The sequence below is a fragment of the Vibrio sp. CK2-1 genome, assembly GCF_021726515.1.
GTDB lineage: Bacteria > Pseudomonadota > Gammaproteobacteria > Enterobacterales > Vibrionaceae > Vibrio.
Genome location: NZ_JAKKCJ010000001.1, coordinates 513,664 through 535,612 on the forward strand (window position 1 = coordinate 513,664; position 21,949 = coordinate 535,612).

The window sequence follows — 21,949 nt, forward strand, 5'->3', positions numbered from 1 at the left end:
AATCAATAAGCACCTTGTGATTTCGTTAATTTTTGAAATTTCAGGTGCTTTTTTATTTCAATTAAATAATTCTTAAGAACGTTGAATATAAATTGTTATGGTTAAAAAGTGAGATAACTATGAAAGTTAAAAGTGTTGCGGTCATTGGTGAATGTATGGTCGAGTTACAAAAGGCTGGTGAAGGTTATAAACAAAGTTTTGGAGGAGACACCTTAAATACAGCTTTATATCTCGCTCGTCAGACTAAAGATTTAAATGTGAATATTAATTATTTAACAGGTATGGGAAAAGACCCATTTAGTCGTAGTATGATTGATTCGTGGAAAAAAGAAGGAATAACAACGTCATCTATTTATATTTCTGATACGAAATTACCCGGTATGTATGCAATAGAAACATCACCAGATGGAGAAAGAAATTTCTATTATTGGCGTAATGATGCGGCTGCTAGATTTTGGATAAGAGAGTATACTCCTGAAAAGTTGGCAAGCTTATTATCTCAATCAGACTTTTTATATTTAAGTGGGATAAGTTTAGCTATCTTGCCGGAAGATTGCTTAGATATTTTATTTGAAGCTTTAACTATATATAAAAAAGGCAATGGAAAAATTGCTTTTGATAATAATTATCGACCAACTCTATGGGGATCTAAATTACAAACTCAAGAAGTTTATAAGCGAATTCTTTCATTAACTGATATTGCATTTCTGACTTATGATGATGAAGAGTTACTTTATGGTGATACGAGTGAGCAACAATCAATAGAACGGACTCAGAAATTAGGGGTTGGTGAAATTGTTGTGAAACGTGGTGCAGAAGCTTGTTTTGTTATTACACAAGATGAAGGTTTTATTGAAGTTCCTGCAAATCAAGTATTGTCTGTCGTTGATACTACCGCCGCGGGAGATTCTTTTAGTGCGGGATATTTGGCTAAGCGTTTAACTGGTGGGACGATGCAAGAATCAGCGCTTGCGGGCCACTTACTAGCAGGGACTGTTATTCAATATCCTGGTGCAATTATTCCTACGCATGCTATGCCATTACTATAAGGACACGATCAATGACTAACTTATGTAAGCAATTATCAGAAATTAAAGTGATTCCTGTTATTGCGATAAAAGATGCTACTAAAGCTGTAAAATTAGCAGAGATTTTAATAGATAACGGTTTACCATGTGCTGAAGTCACATTTAGGACTGAGGATGCGGCATTAGCAATGAAAAATATGCGAGATGCTTTTCCCTCAATGCTGATTGGTGCAGGTACTGTTTTAAATAAAAAACAAGTGGATCTAGCAATTGATGCTGGTGTTGATTTTATTGTGAGTCCAGGATTGAACCCTGCGATTGTAAAATATTGCCAGCAACGTGATATTGAGATTATACCTGGTGTTAATAATCCTAGTTTAGTTGAGGAAGCAATGGCGTTAGGGTTAAAAACATTGAAGTTTTTCCCTGCGGAACCATCTGGTGGCGTTAATATGTTAAAGGCCTTAACCGCAGTTTATCCTGTGACATTTATGCCAACTGGTGGTGTAACACCTAAAAATATTCATAATTATCTGTCTATTCCTAAAGTTTTCGCGTGTGGTGGTACCTGGATGGTTCCTAATGACTTAATTGATAATAATCAATGGGATGAACTTGCCAGTTTGGTTAGGGATGTATCAAGTATTTTACGATAAAGTAATTGATTGATTAATGTATAAAGGTTTTAAATTGGTCCAATTTAAAACCTTTATTGTATTATAATAATGTTTCATAATACATCTATGGTAGTAGGTGTAATCTTACTAATTTTTACAATGCAATTTAGGCACTCTATCTGTATTGATCGCTATAATTATAAAGGACGTACGACCTTATGACCGAGGTTTTTAATATTGCACAAATTCTTGGCTACTGTAGTTTGTTCTTTGGGTTGCTTAGTTTCTACCAAAAAAAGGATGTTTCTCTTAAAGTATTAATGGCTACTTCTACTGCTTTTAGGTCTGTTCATTATATAATGTTAGATTCCTATACTGCATGTCTAATGGCTGCCATTTCAACAGTTAGAACTTTAATTTCCTTAAAAATATTATCGAAATATGTCGCGTTGTTCTTTATTGTTTTATCAGTTTTTGTTGGATTTTTCGTTGCAGAATCACTAATGGACTGGTTACCCATTTTGTCAACAGTGATTAGTACAGTCGCTTTATTTTTCTTTACCGGGATTATGATGCGCTTTGGTTTAATGTTGGGGTCAATCGTATGGCTAATTAATAATTTTTGGGTCGGCTCTATAGGCGGTGTTCTGTTAGAGTCATTTACAATTATTATTAACATATTAACAATTATAAGGATAAATAGAGATAAAGCTTAATTGCAACCTAATATTTTATGGGTTTAATAATTGAACATTTCTGGAAAATATTTTATCAATGGCTTTGATGTTAACTTAAATACAAAGAAGTTTGCTCCTTTGTTCACATCAGTGCCGAAGTTACCAGCAGAAAACTAAATCCATCATCATCTTCCGCATAGCTACCTACGTGATGATTTTTCTTATTTTACGTTTCGTTAGTCTTGCAGTATTTTCTTGTTTTTTCAATGTCCCCAACAGCTACAGGCTGAGTTTATGCCACCTATGGTGGCGCTTATATTTTTATGGCTACTTTATGGCAGTGGGCAGTCCGATGGTATATGTTCATCGATGTTGGAGTATTGTCGGTTTGTTGGTATGGCAATCATAATGTTCGCTCCACGTAGTACATAATTAACCTTAATAGGTTTAACATACTTTTTCTAATCTGATATGAACAATATAAAGTTATTCACAAAATTGTTTCTTTCCAATATTGACATGGAGACTCACCCAGTTTTCAATCAAATTCCCAAGAAAAATCAACACTAACCTCACCATCCTCATTCTTTAGTTCCTTTCATTTCTCTAAGGGTGCATCTATCGCACGCTTCAGCCTTCAAATGGCATACGATTGCGTTCTCATGCTTTTTAATTTTAGCCGTAAAATAAATAGCCAAGCAATATAGGGTGATCAGTATCAATTTATTGGAGTCTTGTTTCATTGAGTATGCATGAAAATTTGATACTCATTACAAAAGAGCTCACCTATGATCTACTTACATTTTATCTTTGGCTTATGTGTTGTGTTGGCACTTGCATTGGTTGCCAGCCGTAATAAATCTCAAATCAAAATTCGATATATTGTTCAATTGTTGGTCGTGGAACTGGCATTGGCCTATTTCTTACTGAACTCATCGTTTGGGACTAGTATCGTGCGCCAAATATCGTCAGCCTTTGAAGCGCTGATGTCATTTGCTGCGGAAGGGACGAACTTTGTTTTTGGTGGGTTAACTAACGCGGGTGAGTTTAACTTCTTCTTAGCTGTGTTAATGCCAATTGTCTTGATTTCAGCCTTAATTGGTATTTTACAGCACATTAAATTATTGCCGATTGTGATTAAGGCGATTGGTTATGTGTTATCAAAAATTAATGGCATGGGACGCTTAGAATCATTTAATGCCGTCAGCGCATTGATGGTGGGGCAATCCGAAAACTTCATTACGTATAAATCAATTTTAGGCAAAATGTCAGAGCAGCGGATGTATACCTTAGCGGCAACCGCGATGTCGACCGTGTCTATGTCTATTGTGGGTTCTTACATGCAGCTCATTGAACCAAAATATGTCGTTACAGCCTTAATTTTGAATATGTTTAGTAGCTTTACGATTCTATCGGTGATTAATCCATACGATTATGATGCTGAAGTTGATTTTGATGACATGGTCAAAGAAGGAGAGCAAGAGCAACCACGAGAAACATTTTTTGAAATGCTGGGAGAATACATTCTTACCGGTTTTAAAGTTGCAGTGATCGTTGCCGCGATGCTCATTGGCTTTATTGCACTAATCGCTTTAGTGAATAAAGGGTTTGATCTGGTCTTTGGTGTTAATTTTCAATATATCCTTGGTTACGCTTTCTACCCTATAGCTTGGCTGATGGGGATTCCTACTGGTGAAGCGTTACAAGCCGGCAGTATCATGGCAACCAAGTTGGTGACGAATGAATTTGTCGCGATGCTTGCACTCAAAGAGCAGATGGCTGACTTATCGGAAGTAACTATAGGAACCATTTCAGTGTTTCTAGTGTCATTTGCCAACTTTAGTTCTATTGGCATTATCGCGGGTGCCGTGAAAGGGGTGAATGAAGAAAAGGGCAATATGGTCGCGCGATTTGGCTTACGTTTGCTCTACGGTTCAACCTTAGTCAGCATTTTATCGGCAATGATCGCGAATTTGGTGATTGCTTAGTTATCCGAATGCTTAGTTATCCGAAGTTGAGTTTAGTGAGTATTGGCGTGATTGTCATTCCAATACTCCATTGAAGGCAAAGATCACGAGCTATATTGTAAGCTTCAAGGCATTGGCGAGATATTGGTGTCGGGTAGCATGTGAAAAAGGTTTGATGGGTTTATCGCTTAGCTAACCATATCCGCGACATAACTCCTTCTCTTTACCAACAAAAAATACTTGGCATCAAGATTTACAGCCAAGGGAGGGTTGAGGAGTGTAACTTATTTATGCCCCGAAATGAGCGATTAAAAATACTTACTTAATATAGGAATCTAGAACTTTAAGTACCACTTGCATATCGACTTCACGTTGTTCTTTATCATCTTCGAGTACAACATGCTCGAGCAAATGCCCTTTAATTACCTCTCTCATCAAGCCATTCACAGCCCCGCGAATCGCTGCTATCTGTTGTAAAACATCTTGGCATTCATGCTCTTGTTCTAGCATTTTTTTTAGCCCATTTACCTGACCTTGTATTTTGCTTACACGGGTGTTGAGCTTTTTCTGATCTTTGGTTGTATGTGACATAGCTTGTCTTCTTATCATTACAAGTGAGCGATTCTAACCATAATGTAGCACTGAAATTATACTGGGGGGTAGTATTTAATACTGGGGGGAGTATGATTTTAAGTAGTTAAAATAACCACAGAGAATAACAATGAATTTTGTCGCATTATTACAGCAAGGTAACGGTTGGTTTTTTATTCCAAGTGCCATCTTACTTGGCGCTTTGCATGGTTTAGAGCCCGGGCATTCTAAAACAATGATGGCAGCGTTTATTATTGCAGTGAAAGGAACGGTTAAGCAGGCTGTAATGTTGGGGTTGGCCGCGACACTTTCTCATACTGCTATTGTTTGGTTAATTGCTGTTGGTGGTATGTATATTAGTCAGAAGTTCACGGCTGAAGCGGCTGAGCCATGGATGCAACTGGTATCGGGTGTCATTATTGTTTCAACGGGTTTGTGGATGTTTTGGAGAACATGGAGAGAAGAGCGTGCTTGGCATAAAGTGCATCATCATGCTCAAGAATGGACTACCCAAGTTGTCGATACAGGTCATGGGCACATTTCACTCTCTATTGTTGAGGAGGAGGATCGTCAACGCTTTCATTTGCGAACACTCGACGGTAAACCTTTAACAGCGGAAAGCGTTAACATTTCAGTTCCAAGTATAAATGGTCAACCAACTGAGACTTATCATTTTGTTGAGCGTGAAGGGTACTTGGAATCAGACTCTTGCCTTGAATCCTCTGATAATTTTTCAATTACACTAAGCATTGGACATCACGATCATTCTCATGATTTTGCTGTACATTTTAATTCTGAAGCTCATCCACATAGTGAAGCTGAAACGAAAGAATACCAAGATGCACATGAACTCGCTCATGCTCAAGATATTCAAAAACGCTTTGAAAACAAAAGTGTGACCAATGGGCAAATACTTCTTTTTGGTTTAACCGGTGGCTTGATTCCATGCCCAGCAGCGGTCACGGTTTTGCTTATCTGTTTACAACTTAAGGCCATGACGCTTGGTGCGACCTTGGTTGTATCCTTTAGTATCGGCCTTGCATTGACGTTAGTAACAGTCGGTGTTGTGGCTGCGGTTGGTGTGCAAAAAGCGACGTCTAAATGGAGTGGTCTGAATGACGTGGCACGTCGAGCGCCCTATTTGTCGGGAGTATTGATTACCGCGGTTGGTTTGTATATGGGGATTCATGGCTATCTATCACTGATGAATTGAGTTCTTAAATTCACAGGCATATTTGAAGTCATGAATTCTTTTATATTGTCTCATAGCTGGTACATTCCTCTGAATTGGCAAGCACTATAAAGCTATATTGATTAACAACTTGGATCTCTTTCTTGATTGTTGTGTCTTTTCAATTTAAAGTGCTTGCCATGTTTAGGGGTTATTGAGTATTGAAATGATACGCACATGGTTTATTACATTTGCAGCTTTATTTTCGCTTTTGCTTTCAAGCTATAGCGCTGCGACCATGCCTGTATTAATGTTAACCGCTACTCAATGCAACTCAGATAACATGCAGCATCAATCTACGAACCACGTTTCGAGTATGCTCGACCATTCCAACCTCTCAGAATCCTCTCTTGTAAAAAATGATTGTCACTCAATCAAGGCTCAAGCGGATAATTCAAATCATCATAAACATTCTATGACTGATAATTGCTGCGATTCTACTTGTGTCGCCAGCTACGTTTATTTGCCAGCACCCAATGCTCAACTTATTGAAAAATCTAGTTTATTACTGATTGAACCTTCTCTACCTTTCGTGATTTCTCGCCCCTCTAATTCCCTTTATCGACCACCGATAGCTTAACGTCCCAATCGCACGAGTTTTCTCGCTGCGTTATGTCAATCACGGCCATGGTATTTCCATGTGCTGTTGTTTTTCTGTAATTATTGGAACGTTACATTATGACTTTCAAACCATGGACGCTTTACGCGTTAATGGCTGGATTTTGCACTCCTGTTTGGGCGCAAAGTCAGCTAACCAGTGTGATCGAACAAGCTTTAACCATCGACGCTGGTAGACAACAAATTTTGGCTCAATCACTAGCCATACGTGAAAATGGCATTGCTAGTGCCACCCAAGCTGATCCCAAAATAAAACTAGGGGTTGGCGGAATGCCAGTTGATAGTTGGTCCTTAGATAGCGACCCTATGACCAATATTTCTATCGGCTTAATGCAAGAGTTTGGACGTGGCTCAAGCTTAGATTTACAAGCCGAAATGGCCAATAAACAAGCCGACGGTAATGAATGGCAAATTAAAATTCGTGAGCTCACTATTGCCAATACCATTACTCAGTTATGGGCTGAACTGATCTATCAGCAACAAGCTGAAGATATCATCAAAGAAAATACCAAGCTGGTAAAAGAGCTAATAAGGTTTACGGATACCAATTATTCAATGGGTCGAAGTGAATCACAGGATGTGCTGCAAGCAATAGTTCAGCTTGAAAAACTCAATGACCAACTCCAACAAAATCAACAAAACCAACAGCGAATATTCGCTCAACTTTCAGAATGGCTAGGCTCAAGCTGGTTATCAAAACAGCGATCTAATCACAAGTTAGAAAGCCTAAACTGGAGTAAGTTAGAGCAAATATTAGTCCTCCAATCCCATCAAGCCCCACAGAAAACCGAGTTCTATGACCTTTTGAAGCTACACCCTAGTGTTCAAATGGCCGAGACTAATATTGAAGCGAATAAGGTTCAAGTCGATATTGCGGATCAATCTTATAAGCCAAAATTTGGTGTCGAGGTGATGTATGGCTACCGTCAAGCTAATGGCATGAATGGCGAACCAGCTTCCGATTTGGTTAGTGCCTATCTCACCATGGATTTACCACTGTTCACTGATAAACGACAAGACCGACAATATGCGGCGGCTCAATATCAAGTGGGGGCGGCAAAATCCCAACGTGATGTCCTATTACAGCAATTAAACGCCAAAGCTAATGCGATCATGGTTGATCGTAGCAATTTGGAGCAACGACTCGATCGTTATCAATCCCGCCTACTACCTCAAGCTAAGTCGAGAACCCAAGCCGTTGAGCGTGGTTATCAAAGTAATACTAGTCAATTTAATGACGTGGTTGCTGCGATTCGTGATGAGCTCAGTTTAAAACTTGAGTTACAGAGGCTCAGCGCCGATCTCAACATCGCCAATAGTAACTTGGCCTTTCTCTTCAATGGGTTCGATTACCAAATCGACGCTCCAACATTGCCAACCGAACAAAAATAGGATATCCGATGAAATATTTTTCAACCTTAGCTCTGACCTCATTAATCAGCTTAGCAGTCGGTGGCGCCGCGAGTTATTACTATGTAAATAGTCACATGTCATCAATGAGCGCTAATCATTCTGCTAGCAATGCAAAAGCAAGCAATAAAAATGAACCTCTTTATTGGGTTGCACCAATGGATGCCAATTATCGTCGCGATAAGCCTGGCAAATCCCCAATGGGTATGGATTTAGTGCCGGTATATGAAGAAGCCAATACCGCCGATGATCCTGCCGGAACAGTCATCATTTCATCGGCTGTCGAAAATAACCTTGGCGTTAAGGTGGCGGACGTTACGCTTAGCCCTTTGTCTCCACGGATCCAAACAGTGGGTTATATCGCTTTTGATGAAAGTAAATTATGGCAAACCAACGTCCGTGTTAGTGGGTGGGTACAAAAGCTCAACATTAATGCAGTAGGCGAGAAGGTTAATAAAGGCGATGTGTTATTTACTCTTTACTCACCTGAATTGATTAAAGCACAAGAGGAATTACTCAATGCTTACCGAACTAAACGCCAAGGGCTAATTAAAGGCGCAACTGAGCGTTTAGTGACGTTGGGGGTGGATAGAGAACAGATAAAACAAATTGTTCGTAGTGGTAAAGCAGTGACATCTGTTGAAGTTAAAGCCGTTAATAATGGGATCATTGCCAGTTTAAATGTTCGTGAAGGGGGCTATTTATCTCCAGCGCAAGCGGTCATTAGCGCAGGGCCAATCCAACAAGTTTGGGTTGATGCGGAAGTCTTTGAACGTCAAGGACATTGGATTACTGCGGGTACGACCGCTGACATGACATTGGATTCCATTCCGGGGCAATCATGGCAAGGGATCGTGGATTACGTTTACCCAATACTCGATCCAAAAACTCGTACTTTGCGAGTTCGTTTAAAGTTTGATAATCCCGATGGCAAGCTCAAACCCAATATGTTTGCCAATATCAGCCTGAAACCGAAAACCGATGGCAAGGTGATTAATATTCCGCGCGAATCGGTGATCCGCTCAGGCAATATGACTCGGGTAGTATTAGCGCAAGGCGAAGGGAAATATCGCTCTGCTCGTATAAAAGTTGGCCGTGAAGCCGACGATAGAGTGGAGGTGTTAGAAGGATTAACGACTCAAGATAAAGTCGTCACTTCCGCTCAATTCATGTTGGATTCTGAATCTAGCCAAAATGCAGAGTTAAGCCGAATCAATGGCTCAGAACCGAAAGGAGAAACCGTCTGGGCAGAGGGGAACATTAATACCTTAATGGCCGATTTTGGCATGGTCATCATTGATTTTAACGCGATTGATAAATGGCACTGGCAAGCTGGCCAAATGAGTTTTGAAACGTCAGATGACCTTGATCTATCGCCTTTTAAAGCCGGTCAAACCATTCGATTTCTGATTGAAAAAGTCAAAGATGATTACCGCATTATTGATATTCAAGCTCAAGGAGGTCAATCATGATCCCGGCGATTATTCGATGGTCGATTCAAAATCGATTTATGGTCATCATCGCTGCCATTTTATTGACCGCAGCGGGTTTATATAGCGTCAAAAATACTCCGGTTGATGCACTGCCAGATCTATCTGATGTGCAAGTAATCATCAAAACTTCGTACCCAGGACAAGCGCCACAGGTAGTAGAAGATCAAGTGACTTACCCTTTAACTACTGCGATGCTCGCTGTCCCAGGAGCCGTCACTGTTCGAGGTTATTCATTCTTTGGAGACTCGTATGTTTATATCATTTTTAACGATGATACCGACATGTACTGGGCTCGTTCACGAGTTTTAGAATACCTAAGCCAAGTTGCGCCTAAGCTTCCACCACAAGCGAAACCCACGCTAGGGCCTGATGCTACAGGCGTTGGTTGGGTGTACAGCTATGTTCTACAAGACAAGACTGGTAAGCACGATCTTTCAGAGCTACGTAGCTACCAAGATTGGTTTTTGAAATATGAGCTGCAAACCGTGGATGGAGTATCGGAGATCGCCACTGTCGGCGGCATGGTGAAGCAATATCAAATACAAATTGATCCCGCAAAATTACGTGCTTACGACTTAACACTGCAGCAAGTCAATTCTGCTATTTCTCAAGGTAATCAAGAAGCGGGAGCATCCGTTATTGAAGTGGCTGAAGCTGAGCACATGGTACGAACCACCGGCTATTTAAGCAGCGTGGAAGACATCAAAGCTTTGCCTCTTAAAGTTACAGAAAAAGGCACGCCTTTGTTGTTGGGCGATATTGCCGATATTAATATTGGCCCACAAATGCGTCGTGGAATTTCTGAATTAAATGGCGAAGGTGAGGCCGTCGGTGGTGTGGTGGTCATGCGCTATGGCGAAAATGCGAGCCAAGTGATCGCCAATGTTAAAGCTAAGCTTAAGCGTTTAGAAAAAAGCCTACCTGATGGTATTGAAATTGTGCCGACTTATGATCGTTCCAATTTGATCGATCATGCAGTCAAAAACTTATGGCAGAAGTTAGCGGAAGAATTCATTGTCGTGGCAGTGGTTTGTGCCTTGTTTTTATTCCACATTCGCTCATCTCTGGTTATCGCAATCAGCTTACCTATCGGTATTTTATCGGCTTTTATCATCATGCACTGGCAAGGGATCAACGCCAATATTATGTCTTTAGGCGGCATCGCTATTGCCATTGGTGCCATGGTCGACGGTGCCATTGTTATGATCGAAAATGTTCATAAACACATGGAGCGCACTCCGCTCACCGATAAAAACCGCTGGCAAGTGATTGGTGATGCAGCCGCAGAAGTGGGCGCACCGTTATTTTTCTCATTACTGATCATTACCTTGAGTTTTGTTCCAGTCTTCGCCCTTGAAGGACAAGAAGGCAAAATGTTCTCTCCATTAGCCTTTACTAAAACCTTTGCGATGGCTTCATCCGCAGCCTTGGCTATAACTTTAGTACCCGTGTTAATGGGCTATTTTATTCGAGGAAAAATTCTTCCAGAACATAAGAATCCGGTTAATAAAGGGCTAGTTGCGCTCTATCGCCCATTGCTCAACTTGAGCCTGACTTATCCTAAAACGATTGTGGTTATCGCTATCTCGCTAATGGCATCTACTTATTACCCAATCAGTAAAATTGGTAGTGAGTTTATCCCACCGTTAGATGAAGGGGATTTGATGTATATGCCAACCACTTACCCAGGTATTTCCATTGGTAAGGCGCGTGAGCTATTGCAACAAACCAACAAGTTGATCAAAACCGTACCCGAAGTGAAAACGGTATGGGGAAAAATTGGCCGAGCGGAAACCGCAACCGATCCTGCACCGCTCACTATGATTGAAACCACCATTCAATTAAAACCTAAATCAGAATGGCGACCTGGAGTTACCTCGGAATCTTTGCGAAAAGAGCTTGATGCTTTGATTCAATTCCCCGGACTCACCAATGCTTTCGTTATGCCAATCAAAACTCGTATCGATATGCTTGCCACAGGGATCAAAACGCCAATTGGGATCAAAATATCCGGCCCAGATCTTAAGGTTATTGAAAAGATTGGTGCTGAGCTTGAACCGGTTTTAAATCAAGTAGCAGGCACTACATCCGTCTATGCCGAGCGCGTTGCTGGTGGTCGTTATGTCACGATTGATATTAAACGTCGTCAAGCGGCTCGTTACGGTTTAAGTATCCAAGATGTTCAGCGCGTTGTTTCTACTGCGGTGGGCGGCATGAATGTTGGGGAAACCATTGAAGGTCTAGAGCGTTATCCAATCAATGTTCGTTACCCTCAATCTTATCGAGATTCGGTGGTCAAACTGCAAAGCTTGCCTTTGGTTACGCCGAATGGCGCTCGTATCGCACTTGGTGATGTTGCTGATATTCGATATGAAGATGGCCCACCAATGATTAAAACCGAGAACGCACGACCGAATGGTTGGGTATTTGTTGATATTGATAACCGAGATTTAGGCTCTTACGTGCAAGAAGCTCAAGCTATTGTCGCGCAAGAGGTACAGCTTCCTGCTGGCTACTCTTTAGCTTGGTCTGGGCAATATGAATATATGGAACGCGCCAAAGCAAGACTAAGCGTTGTGGTTCCGGTGACCTTAATCATCATTATGTTGTTGCTGTATTTAAGTTTTAAACGTGTTGGCGAAGTGCTCATTATCATGGCGACTCTACCTCTCGCGATGGTTGGCGGCTTATGGCTGATGTGGCAGCTCAACTACAACTTCTCGATTGCTGTCGGAGTCGGCTTTATTGCACTGGCTGGTGTGGCGGTAGAGATTGGCGTGATCATGCTGGTCTACCTCAATCAAGCTTGGCACTTAGCCGTTATTGAGTCTGAAAGAGACCATAAACCACTTACCCATCAGTCACTCATTACGGCAATTAAGCAAGGTGCCGGATTACGTGTTCGCCCAGTCATGATGACGGTACTGACGGTCATTATCGGTCTAGTACCCATTATGTACGGATCAGGTACTGGCTCAGAAGTCATGCAACGAATTGCCGCACCTATGATTGGCGGCATGGCATCGGCATTGATACTGACACTAGTAGTACTCCCCGCCATTTTTAAATTATGGAAACAACATTCACACCAATTAACCAAGTATCCAAAAACCAAGCACCAATTAACTAGGCATCAAAAATCATAGCTCTGAAAAACTGACATTAATCATTAACCATAAATCAACTAGGCGGGTATCACTGCCTAGTCATTTAAAAGGAAAATAAAATGAAAAAGAACCTAATCACAACGACCATCGCGCTTAGCCTAGTCATGACATCTTCATTTGTTATGGCTGACATGAAAGATCACAACATGGGCTCAGAACACATGGAAGGTCATTCAATGAACATGGAAAGCATGGATATGGATGGTATGGATATGAGTGAAATGGACATGAAGGGCATGACCGAGGTGGGCATGCCAGCCAAAGGCGTGAAACCTAATAAGGTTGTTCAAGTGATCCTTGCTGATGATATGAGCATCACCTTCGCTGGAAATGCCGATATACAACCGAATGATGTGGTGCAATTTGTCATTATGAACAAAGGCAAGATCGACCATGAATTCACGATTGGCAGTGAAAAAGAGCAAACTGAACATCGTGAAATGATGAAAAATATGGCAGGAATGAGTCATGACCATGATTCAGGAAATAGCGTCACCGTTGCACCCGGTAAAGCTAAGCAAATGCTATGGCACTTCCATGGCAATCCTAATGTCGAATTTGCGTGTAATATTCCAGGTCATGCAGAAGCGGGGATGGTCAAAAAAATAACGCTATAGGTAATATTCATTTCAATAGTTGAAAGGGTAATAATGAAACACCACCTATTTGAAGATCTTCCTAAAATAGGTGGTGTGTTTAATTATCTTTTTATTGCAACGCTTTGCTATTGAGCGATACCATGCAAGTCCGTTGTTAAGTAAAGATCCCGTTATGTCTGATGAAAAACTCGCGCTCGAGTGGATGCGCCAACAAGCTCGTAAAATTGACCCATACGTCGTCAACCCGTCATTTGATGAATGTGTTGAGTTGATCGATCCTGCCTTTAAAAAAGGAAAGAGCGTTGCGCAGCTGAAATATTTATTGTCAGAAGCTGACCGTCGAGCGGGGGCTGCTGAGCGTAAACATGCGGCGCTAAAATATGCCAAAGAAAAGAACCCCAATGCTGGGCAAGTGCTGCGTCTGCAAAGCAAACTTCAGCAAGTTCAATTGGCGTTAAAATTGGCGACGGGTGATAGCAATATGACGATATCGCAATTCTGCGCTGAGTATGATGTGACAAAGAAAGACGGTAGCGCCGCTTGGCATGAAACCTTAGTGCAACTGAGCAAGAAAAAGTAATCACTGCAACATTCCGTATCCGATCTGATGACCGCATGGTACTCTGATTTTATATTCGTTTAATTATGCCTGTTCGTTTTACTAGACACCGCATACTAGACGTGACGATGAGTTACCGTTGGTTGGAGTAGATAAAGATGAACGTGGATAAAGCAAAAAAACGCATCGCAAAGCTGGTTAAACGAGGCTTTAAAGGATACCCACAAATTACCCTGCAATATTTTGGCCCGAACCTAGATTGTGCTACCGAGGTGGTAGTCAGTTTTACTTTAGAAGAAGGTGCGGAAGTTCAAGAAGAGCGTTTTTCGAGTGAAACCGATGTTCGAGAGCATGAAGTGATCCAATCAGCCTTGATTAAAATTATTGACCGCGCAGATGCTAAATCCGTCATGCAAGTAGAAGGCGTGTCGGTTAAGCAATAGGTTGTTTGACGTTATTGAGAATTAAACATTGAGCCACCGATTTCCTATTTTGATGAATAGAGAATCGGTGGCTCAGTCGTTTTTGTTCAGTGCTATTTGAATGGAAATTCTCGCAGTTATACTTTTAAAATTAGCTATTATGCTTCTAAAATCGCTTGTAATTCGGTTAACGAACTTACGGTGTAGTGTGGAGTAATGCCATCGGTGAGAACGACTTGGTAAGTGAATTTACAGGTAAGAGAAGGAAGTGTGTAGTTAGATTGAGCACAATACTATCAATGAATTCAACATGGTCGATAATCTGGTTGGTTAAAAGTGAGAAGTAAAGCAGTAATTATTCCTAAACGGAATCTAACCTTGAATTTCTTTCACTATAATTAATCGAATAAGCACTTTATAGTCAGTCATATGCAAAGGAATAAAGGCTGTATGTAACAAGGTGTTTTGTCTTATTAATTGAGCTTATATCACACTTTTATACGTGGTTATTATATTTTCACGCCTGGCTTAAATGGTAAATATCATGAGGGTAATTAAGCCTTTTAATTATTGTGGGTATTATGGCTTGAGAATATTAATGGCTAATAACAAATAGTAAGGCGCTTTGGTACGTTAATATTATGAAAGGATCCCTTTAAAAAAGAATAAAAAACGTGAAATATAATAATGATAAAGGAAATATTATGAAAAAAATAATTTTGGGACTTGCTGCTGTATCTATTCTTGCTGCTGGAACTTCGAACGCGGCTACCTATAAGTTAACAGTGCCTCATGTGACGACAATCGATGGGTATAACCACCAATCATTACTGGTATTTAAGAACTTCGTTGAAGTCCGTTCTAACGGTCAGATTGAAGTGGCTATCTATCCTTCAGGTCAACTGTGTTCGAGTGCGAAAGAGTGTATAGCTGGTGTTCAGGTTGGTATGTTTGATTACTTCCAAACAACGATTCCTGAGCTAGGTAACTACTGGGAACCAGTAAGTGTGTTTGATTTACCTTACATGTTACCAAATGACCGTGTTGCTGAGTGTGTTTATAGTAATGAGAAGTTTATTAGTGATGTACGCAACGAGCTGATTAAAAAAGCCCCCAATATACGTCTGATGGCTGTGTCGAATTCAGGTGGTTGGCGTAATATTGCCACGACGAACAAGCAAGTTAAAACTCCTGATGATATGAAAGGTCTTAAGATCCGTACCGTTCCTGCAAAGGTGCAGCAAGATTTAGTTAGGGCATTAGGTGCGACTCCAACACCTATCGCATGGCCTGAAGTGTACACGGCTCTGTCAACTAAGATGGTCGATGGTACGAAGAACGGTATTGTTGATATTGTTATGAATAGGTTTCATGAAAGCTTGAATTATATAATTCTTGATGGTCACGGCTATATGGGGGGAGCTTGGGTCTTTAATGACAAAAAATTCAAGTCATTCCCAGATGATATTAAAAAAATAATTATCGATGGGGTGGCAGCTCAAAATCAATATCTTCGTGCTTACCCAAAACACAAGGAATATTCAGCATACGAAGAATTTAAAAAAGCGGATGGTGTTATTTATAATCCAACTGAAGAAGAGAAAAAGGCATTTAAAACTGCAGTTCTTCCAGTTAAAACTGCACTCCTAGAGTCCACTGGTGCTGAAGGTCAGAAATGGCTAGATCGCTTCGAAACTGAAATTAAAAAATGCAAAGTTAAAATTCAAGCTAACTACGATATTCAATTGAACTAAAAAAGCATTAGATACAAATTAAAGTGAGCGCACTCTTGGTGTGCTCATGCCCATCATTTTAAAAACAGCAGTACAAAAGAACAAACATATTCCTATGTGCTTAATATTATATTTTTCAATTTTGGAAGCTATTTAAATGGAATTTTTTCAAACTACAACCGGTTTTACTATTAGCCACAAAAATAGAATTGTATTCGAACATTCAAAAATAAATCCTTCGATATATCTAGGTATTGGTCAAGGTACTTTTGATATGTATCGAGGTAACTTTGATATTTTTGATTACGTTTCGGAACGTTTGCCACTAAAGGAATTATCGATTGTTGAAGAGTCAAATGTCGTTGTTGTGACTTTTATTCTTGATAATGAGCCAGTGCTTGAAGTGAGGTTTTTTGAAACTGTTGAGGCGCGATTGAAAATTGAATTTGCCAGTTTGGTCGCTAAGTATAATCGCTTTTGGATTCGTGTTCCTGCTACAGAAAATGAAATGGTTTATGGTTGTGGTGAACAGTTAAGCCATCTTAACTTGCGAGGCAAGAACTTCCCATTATGGAGTTCGGAGCCTGGTGTTGGTCGAAATAAAAATACCTATACTACGTGGCAAGCGGATGTGAACGACAAAGCTGGTGGTGATTATTACACTACTAACTACCCTCAACCTACGTTCGTGTCTGATAAGAAATATTTTTGTCACCTCGAGACAACAGCGTATGCTGATTTTGATTTCACTCATCATGAATACCACGAATTACACTGTTGGTGTATTCCAGAATACCTCTTATTAGATTCAGAGGAATCCTTTCCTGCGCTTATGACAAATATTACTGATGTGTTTGGTCGCCAACCTGCTTTACCTGAGTGGGTTTATGATGGGGTGATTTTAGGGATTCAAGGTGGTACTAAGGTTGCATTAGATAAAGTTTCAGCAGCTCGAGAAGCAGGGGTTGCAGTGTCTGGTGTTTGGTGTCAGGACTGGCAAGGTATTAAAGAGACATCGTTTGGTAAGCGTTTGCAGTGGGATTGGCAATGGAATGAGGGGTTATATCCAGAGCTAGATACTAAGATCTATAAGATGAAAGAAGATGGTATTCGCTTTCTTGGGTATATAAACCCGTACGTTTTATCTGATTTCCCATTATATGAAGAAGCACAAAAGAAAGGCTACCTGGCAACAAAAGAGGATGGTTCAAAATATTTGGTTGATTTTGGCGAGTTCTATTGTGGTGTCGTTGATTTTACAAATGCAGAGGCGTGCGAGTGGTACAAAGGTGTTATTAAGCAAAACTTGATAGATTTTGGTCTTGATGGTTGGATGGGCGATTTTGGTGAATATTTACCAACAGATTGTTCTTTACATAATGGTGTTAGTGCTGAGATTGAACACAACAAGTGGCCTTATCGCTGGGCTAAAGTACAGCATGAAGCAATTGAAGAAGCAGGAAAGACCAATGATATTCTCTTTTTTATGCGCGCAGGCACAACGGGAATACAAGGTTATTGTCATGCTTTGTGGGCAGGTGATCAATCAGTGATTTGGGAGAAAGATGACGGGCTAGCGTCAGTTATTCCAGCAGCACTTTCCGCTGGGTTAATGGGGAATGGAATCAGTCATAGTGATATTGGAGGATACACCACGTTGCATGGAAATAAGCGATCAAAAGAATTATTTCAGCGGTGGGCAGAAATGGCAGCATTTACTCCTATTATGCGTAGTCATGAAGGTAACCGCCCTGATGATAACCATCAGTTTGATACTGATTCTGAGACTATCGATCATCTTGCCCGTATGACAAAGATTTACGCATATCTTAAGCCGTATATAAAAGCGGCAGTCGAGGAAAATGCTTCTCTAGGTATACCGGTTCAACGTCCTCTTTTTATGCACTACGAGGATGACACGGAGGCTTACAACATCCAGTACCAATACTTGTTTGGGCGTGACCTGCTAGTAGCTCCAGTATATAACCAAGGTGAGTTGACTAAGGAGCTTTATCTACCACAAGATCAATGGGTTCATGTGTGGAGTGGGGAAACTTTCACTGGTGGTTGGATTAGTGTTGATGCACCTATTGGTCAGCCCCCGGTGTTTTATCGAAAAAGTTCACAAGATATAGCACTTTTATCAGGGCTTAAGGATATTTAAGCTGAGCTGTGGATGATAAATAAACTAAATGCCCAAGTCGTGATTAGATTTGTTTAGAACGATCAATCACAAGGACTTGGGCGTAGTTAATCTAGAAGCTATGTAATTAATATTGATGGTAGAGGTTCTGTGTCAAAGTGTACGAATATTTACTATCGAAATTTAGATATCATCCGATATAGCAGAGAGTTGGGTTTGTTTGTTGACACTCTTATCCTTAATTGAGGTGACTTGGTTTCTACTGGTGATTCTCTATAGGGAATTAGTCATCGCAATCGGGGCTGATATTATTCTCGACACTTTGAATGAAAGCTAGGCTTGCTGGATCAACAAAGTTAGAGTTCCATGATAGGCCTACTGACCATTCGGCATGCTCGCCAGTCAATGGGATAAACCTGATTTTTGGCTGGCTAATCCGAGCAACACTAGCCGGTATAATTGTGTAGCCTAGTCGTGCAGAAACAAGGGCGAGTAATGTAATGATATCATCAGCTTCTTCGGCAATTGGTGGCCGTTGCTGTACCTCCCATAAGTAAGAGGTGATATGTTTGTTCATTGTCGGATTCTTACCTCGACTGAGTGCTAGATAGTTAATATGGCTTAGTGATGCCCATAGATTATCTTCATTCACTACTTCATCTTTATGAATGGCTATTGCTAGGCGGTCTGAAAAAAGTGGGATAGCTTTTAAAGGGGGAGGCACAGGTAGTCGGTCAAAGCCAAGTTGTAAGTTACCTAGTAGCATCTCTTCAGTAAGAATATGGGATGGGTAGTCATTTAAGCTGACATGCACATTTGGGTGATCTTGCTTAAAGCGAGCTATGTAATTTGGGGCTTCGTGGAGAGATGAAATACCAAAGCCAATATTTAAATGACCGGATGTTCCTTCTGCAACAAATGTAGACAATCTCTTAAAAGACTCAAATCCTTTTAAGAGACGTCTCGCTTCTGGCAATAAAATTCTACCCATTGGGGTTAATTCTGCGCCATGTCGGCCGCGATCAAACAACACCACATTAAGGTTATCTTCAAGACGCTTCATTTTTTTTGTCAGCGCAGACTGGCTTATATGAAGGTGTTCTGATGCGACTCGAAAGTTCTTGTCATCAGCGAGTTGGCAAAAAGTGCGAAGTAAAGCTATATCCATTCTATTCTGGAATCGAAAATTGAATTTGTTTCACTATAACTAATTTAATGAGCGATTTATAGTAACTTTTATGCAGCATAACTGTAACAAGTTGGATGCCGGTGAAAGTTCTATTTAATTTCTTTTATAGGTGCTTTCCTGCAAGCCTTTCTTTCTTGTTTAAGTTTTAGATGGAGAATCAGCATACGCGTTCATGGTATTAATCATTATTATAATTAACCAAACAGGAATTCTATGTTACGAACTATTGAAAGATCTCTCAATGTCATCACAACGCCATTAGCGAAATTTCTCCGTCATACGGCGGGCATCTTATTGCTTATCATGGTGGTGGTGGTTTTTGGGCAGGTGCTATTCCGCTACTTATTTAATTTACCTCTTAGTTGGACGGATGAGCTGTCTCGATTTTTGATGATTTATATGACGTACCTGTGCCTGCCTTTTATTTATTTAACCGATAAAAATATAGCGATGACTTTTGTGACGGAGATTGTTGAGAAAAAGTTTCCTCGTATATTCGCTTTATTGTCTCTTATCGGCCATATAGCCGCGATCCTTGTGTTTGCTATTTGGGTTAAGTTCGGTTGGGCGTTCTTAAGTACAGGATCGGTACATGCAGATAGTTTGCCAATCCAAATGTACTTCGTATATATAGCACCGCCAATAATGATGGTTGTCACTATGTTATATGCAATTCAAAAAATTATTGCTTGCTTGCGTGCTCTTTTAGGTGATTTTGAAGACGTATCTCAGATAAGTGAGACAGAAAGGATGTTTGAATCTCTCTAAATCGAAAATCATACAGATTAAAAGCGTATCACCTTGAATTGAAATTTGCTTCTAAGGGAAGGAACAGAACATGATGTCACCGGTTTTCTTAATATATTTTCTGGCGCTGTTAGTAATTGGCGTTCCTGTTATTTTTACTTTAGGGCTCTCGCCAATAATAAGCCTGTTTCAGAATGATCAAATGTTGTTCGCCAATATGCTTTACCAGCGTTTGTATTCAGGATTGGACAGCTTTCTACTGTTAGCGCTTCCATTCTTCATGCTTGCAGGGGAATGTATGACGATCGGCGGTATTACACCGCGTATCATCGCTTTTTCTCAAACTATGGTTCAGCACCTTCGAGGTGGTTTGGGTCATGTGGTTATTCTTGCTTCGACGCTCTTTGGTGCATTAACTGGCTCAGCTGTAGCAGCAACCTCTGCTATTGGAGGGATGTTGATTCCAGAAATGAAAAAGTACAACTATGACACTGGGTATGCAGCAGCACTGACAGCAGCGGCTACCGTGCTAGGGAACATCATTCCTCCTTCGGGAATAATGCTTCTTTATGCGTTTGTAATGAACACATCTGTTTCTGCTATGTTTTTGTCAGGTGTCACTCCTGGAATTATTTTTTGTCTCGGTTTAATGGTGATGAATCGCTATCAGATCCGTAAGTATCCTTCAGTTCAGTCAATGGAGAAGGCACCAGCAATGGAGCGTAACCAAGCGTTCAAGTTAGCGATTCTTCCTTTAATGACCCCTATTATAATCTTAGGTGGTATTTACGGTGGTGTGTTCACGCCAACGGAGGCGGCAGCGGTTGCTGTGGCTTATTCTATCTTCGTATCTATTTTTATTATTCGTGCAACTAACATAAAAGTCACTTACGCATTGTTCGCAAAAGTGGCAGTGAATGCGGCCTCTATTCTTATCATTATCGCAGCCGCAAGTGGTTTTGCTTCAGTGATCAGCTTGTCTGGTGTTTCAGGTACTGTGGCTGACTTTATGGTTGGCATTACGGATAACCCGTACTTGTTGTTTGCGATTATCAATGTGCTGTTGTTTGTTATTGGTATGTTCTTGGATGCTGGCCCTGCAATTTTAATTTTTGCTCCGATTTTTGCGCCAATCATGATTAGTGCTGGTGTTGATCCTGTGCATTTTGGTGTTGTGATGACTGCAAACTTATCAATCGGTTTAACTACTCCGCCGATGGGCTTGGTTCTTTTCGTTGCATCTGGTGTTTCAAAGGTACCTATTTCGGAAATATCTAAGAAGATAATCCCATTCCTGTTCGTCGAGATGGCTATTATTTTTGTTATTTCATGCTTCCCTCAATTGGTGATAGGTCTTCCAAAGCTAGTTGGAATAATGTGACAAAAGCTTGAAATCAACGTTGTGCTAGGGCGCTTTTCAAATTGTGAGGTTGATATGATCAGAGATAAAGGTGACATCAAGATTAAGGCATCCAAGATAATTTTAGCTCTTGGTGGGGCGGATAATATCGTCAAAGGGAACATTGATAATTGTGCAACGCGACTTCGAATTCAGATAAGAGATCTTAAGCTCATTGATGACAAATCATTGCGTAAGCAAGGTGCGCTTGGGTTTATTCGATTGCCAGATAATCATATTCAGGTTGTATTCCTTAATGTGCATGAAATCGCTGAACAATTAAGAGAAATAGTCGATTCGTGATGATCAGGCCGATTAACAATAGTAAATGGAAATTAAGTTCATAACAAAAATAGCAA

The 21,949-nt window shown here is 40.5% G+C and carries 18 protein-coding genes; 16 read left to right on the forward strand and 2 right to left on the reverse strand.

Annotation, left to right across the window (positions count from 1 at the left end):
- Positions 1–119 precede the first annotated feature (119 nt).
- The 4 genes from L3V25_RS02215 to L3V25_RS02230 all read left to right on the forward strand — a co-directional run bounded on the left by L3V25_RS02215 (position 120) and on the right by L3V25_RS02230 (position 4,310).
- On the forward strand, positions 120–1,049 hold the full coding sequence (locus tag L3V25_RS02215) for a sugar kinase (RefSeq protein ID WP_237293870.1): 930 nt from the start codon (positions 120–122) through the stop codon (positions 1,047–1,049).
- A gap of 11 nt (positions 1,050–1,060) precedes the next feature.
- Entirely contained in the window at positions 1,061–1,684 is a 624-nt protein-coding gene (locus L3V25_RS02220; RefSeq protein ID WP_237293871.1) for a bifunctional 4-hydroxy-2-oxoglutarate aldolase/2-dehydro-3-deoxy-phosphogluconate aldolase, read from the forward strand.
- A 179-nt stretch (positions 1,685–1,863) separates the two neighbouring features.
- Positions 1,864–2,361, forward strand: a complete 498-nt coding sequence (locus L3V25_RS02225; protein WP_237293872.1) for a YgjV family protein — start codon at positions 1,864–1,866, stop codon at positions 2,359–2,361.
- A 749-nt stretch (positions 2,362–3,110) separates the two neighbouring features.
- Positions 3,111–4,310 (forward strand): nucleoside transporter C-terminal domain-containing protein, encoded by a 1,200-nt coding sequence (locus L3V25_RS02230; protein WP_237293873.1) that lies wholly within the window; start codon positions 3,111–3,113, stop codon positions 4,308–4,310.
- Between the two features lie 297 nt (positions 4,311–4,607).
- Here the strand turns inward: L3V25_RS02230 and rcnR are convergent, their stop codons facing one another.
- Positions 4,608–4,880, reverse strand: coding sequence for a Ni(II)/Co(II)-binding transcriptional repressor RcnR (rcnR, locus tag L3V25_RS02235; RefSeq protein WP_193000300.1), 273 nt, complete (start codon positions 4,878–4,880; stop codon positions 4,608–4,610).
- Between the two features lie 130 nt (positions 4,881–5,010).
- Between rcnR and L3V25_RS02240 the strand changes: the two genes are divergently transcribed.
- From L3V25_RS02240 to L3V25_RS02280, 9 genes are all read left to right on the forward strand, one after another.
- Positions 5,011–6,093 carry a nickel/cobalt efflux protein RcnA gene (locus tag L3V25_RS02240; protein WP_237293874.1) on the forward strand — a complete coding sequence of 361 codons (1,083 nt, stop codon included), beginning with the start codon at positions 5,011–5,013 and terminating at the stop codon, positions 6,091–6,093.
- A 696-nt stretch (positions 6,094–6,789) separates the two neighbouring features.
- Positions 6,790–8,121: a TolC family protein gene (locus tag L3V25_RS02245; RefSeq protein ID WP_237293875.1), complete on the forward strand. Its 1,332-nt coding sequence runs from the start codon at positions 6,790–6,792 to the stop codon at positions 8,119–8,121.
- Positions 8,122–8,129: 8 nt separating this feature from the next.
- Positions 8,130–9,611, forward strand: a complete 1,482-nt coding sequence (locus L3V25_RS02250; RefSeq protein WP_237293876.1) for an efflux RND transporter periplasmic adaptor subunit — start codon at positions 8,130–8,132, stop codon at positions 9,609–9,611.
- Positions 9,608–12,778: an efflux RND transporter permease subunit gene (locus L3V25_RS02255; RefSeq protein ID WP_237293877.1), complete on the forward strand. Its 3,171-nt coding sequence runs from the start codon at positions 9,608–9,610 to the stop codon at positions 12,776–12,778. The genes L3V25_RS02250 and L3V25_RS02255 overlap by 4 nt, the downstream gene beginning before the upstream one ends.
- Before the next feature lie 80 nt (positions 12,779–12,858).
- Positions 12,859–13,416 carry a copper-binding protein gene (locus tag L3V25_RS02260; protein WP_237293878.1) on the forward strand — a complete coding sequence of 186 codons (558 nt, stop codon included), beginning with the start codon at positions 12,859–12,861 and terminating at the stop codon, positions 13,414–13,416.
- A 154-nt stretch (positions 13,417–13,570) separates the two neighbouring features.
- A complete protein-coding gene (locus L3V25_RS02265) occupies positions 13,571–13,978 on the forward strand; it encodes a hypothetical protein (protein ID WP_193000293.1) in 408 nt (135 codons plus the stop codon).
- Positions 13,979–14,115: 137 nt separating this feature from the next.
- Entirely contained in the window at positions 14,116–14,400 is a 285-nt protein-coding gene (locus tag L3V25_RS02270) for a hypothetical protein (protein WP_237293879.1), read from the forward strand.
- Between the two features lie 683 nt (positions 14,401–15,083).
- Entirely contained in the window at positions 15,084–16,133 is a 1,050-nt protein-coding gene (gene dctP / locus L3V25_RS02275; RefSeq protein ID WP_237293880.1) for a TRAP transporter substrate-binding protein DctP, read from the forward strand.
- Between the two features lie 136 nt (positions 16,134–16,269).
- Positions 16,270–18,276 carry an alpha-glucosidase gene (locus L3V25_RS02280; protein WP_237293881.1) on the forward strand — a complete coding sequence of 669 codons (2,007 nt, stop codon included), beginning with the start codon at positions 16,270–16,272 and terminating at the stop codon, positions 18,274–18,276.
- 262 nt (positions 18,277–18,538) lie between these two features.
- On the opposite strand, the gene L3V25_RS02285 is transcribed toward L3V25_RS02280, so the two are convergent.
- Positions 18,539–19,423: a LysR family transcriptional regulator gene (locus L3V25_RS02285; protein ID WP_237293882.1), complete on the reverse strand. Its 885-nt coding sequence runs from the start codon at positions 19,421–19,423 to the stop codon at positions 18,539–18,541.
- A gap of 234 nt (positions 19,424–19,657) precedes the next feature.
- Between L3V25_RS02285 and L3V25_RS02290 the strand changes: the two genes are divergently transcribed.
- The 3 genes from L3V25_RS02290 to L3V25_RS02300 all read left to right on the forward strand — a co-directional run bounded on the left by L3V25_RS02290 (position 19,658) and on the right by L3V25_RS02300 (position 21,893).
- The gene (locus L3V25_RS02290) at positions 19,658–20,212 is read left to right on the forward strand and encodes a TRAP transporter small permease (protein WP_136978743.1); all 555 of its coding nucleotides are present in this window, start codon (positions 19,658–19,660) and stop codon (positions 20,210–20,212) included.
- A gap of 70 nt (positions 20,213–20,282) precedes the next feature.
- Positions 20,283–21,572: a TRAP transporter large permease gene (locus tag L3V25_RS02295; protein ID WP_136978741.1), complete on the forward strand. Its 1,290-nt coding sequence runs from the start codon at positions 20,283–20,285 to the stop codon at positions 21,570–21,572.
- A 54-nt stretch (positions 21,573–21,626) separates the two neighbouring features.
- A complete protein-coding gene (locus L3V25_RS02300) occupies positions 21,627–21,893 on the forward strand; it encodes a PTS transporter subunit EIIB (RefSeq protein WP_237293883.1) in 267 nt (88 codons plus the stop codon).
- The last annotated feature ends 56 nt before the right edge of the window (positions 21,894–21,949 follow it).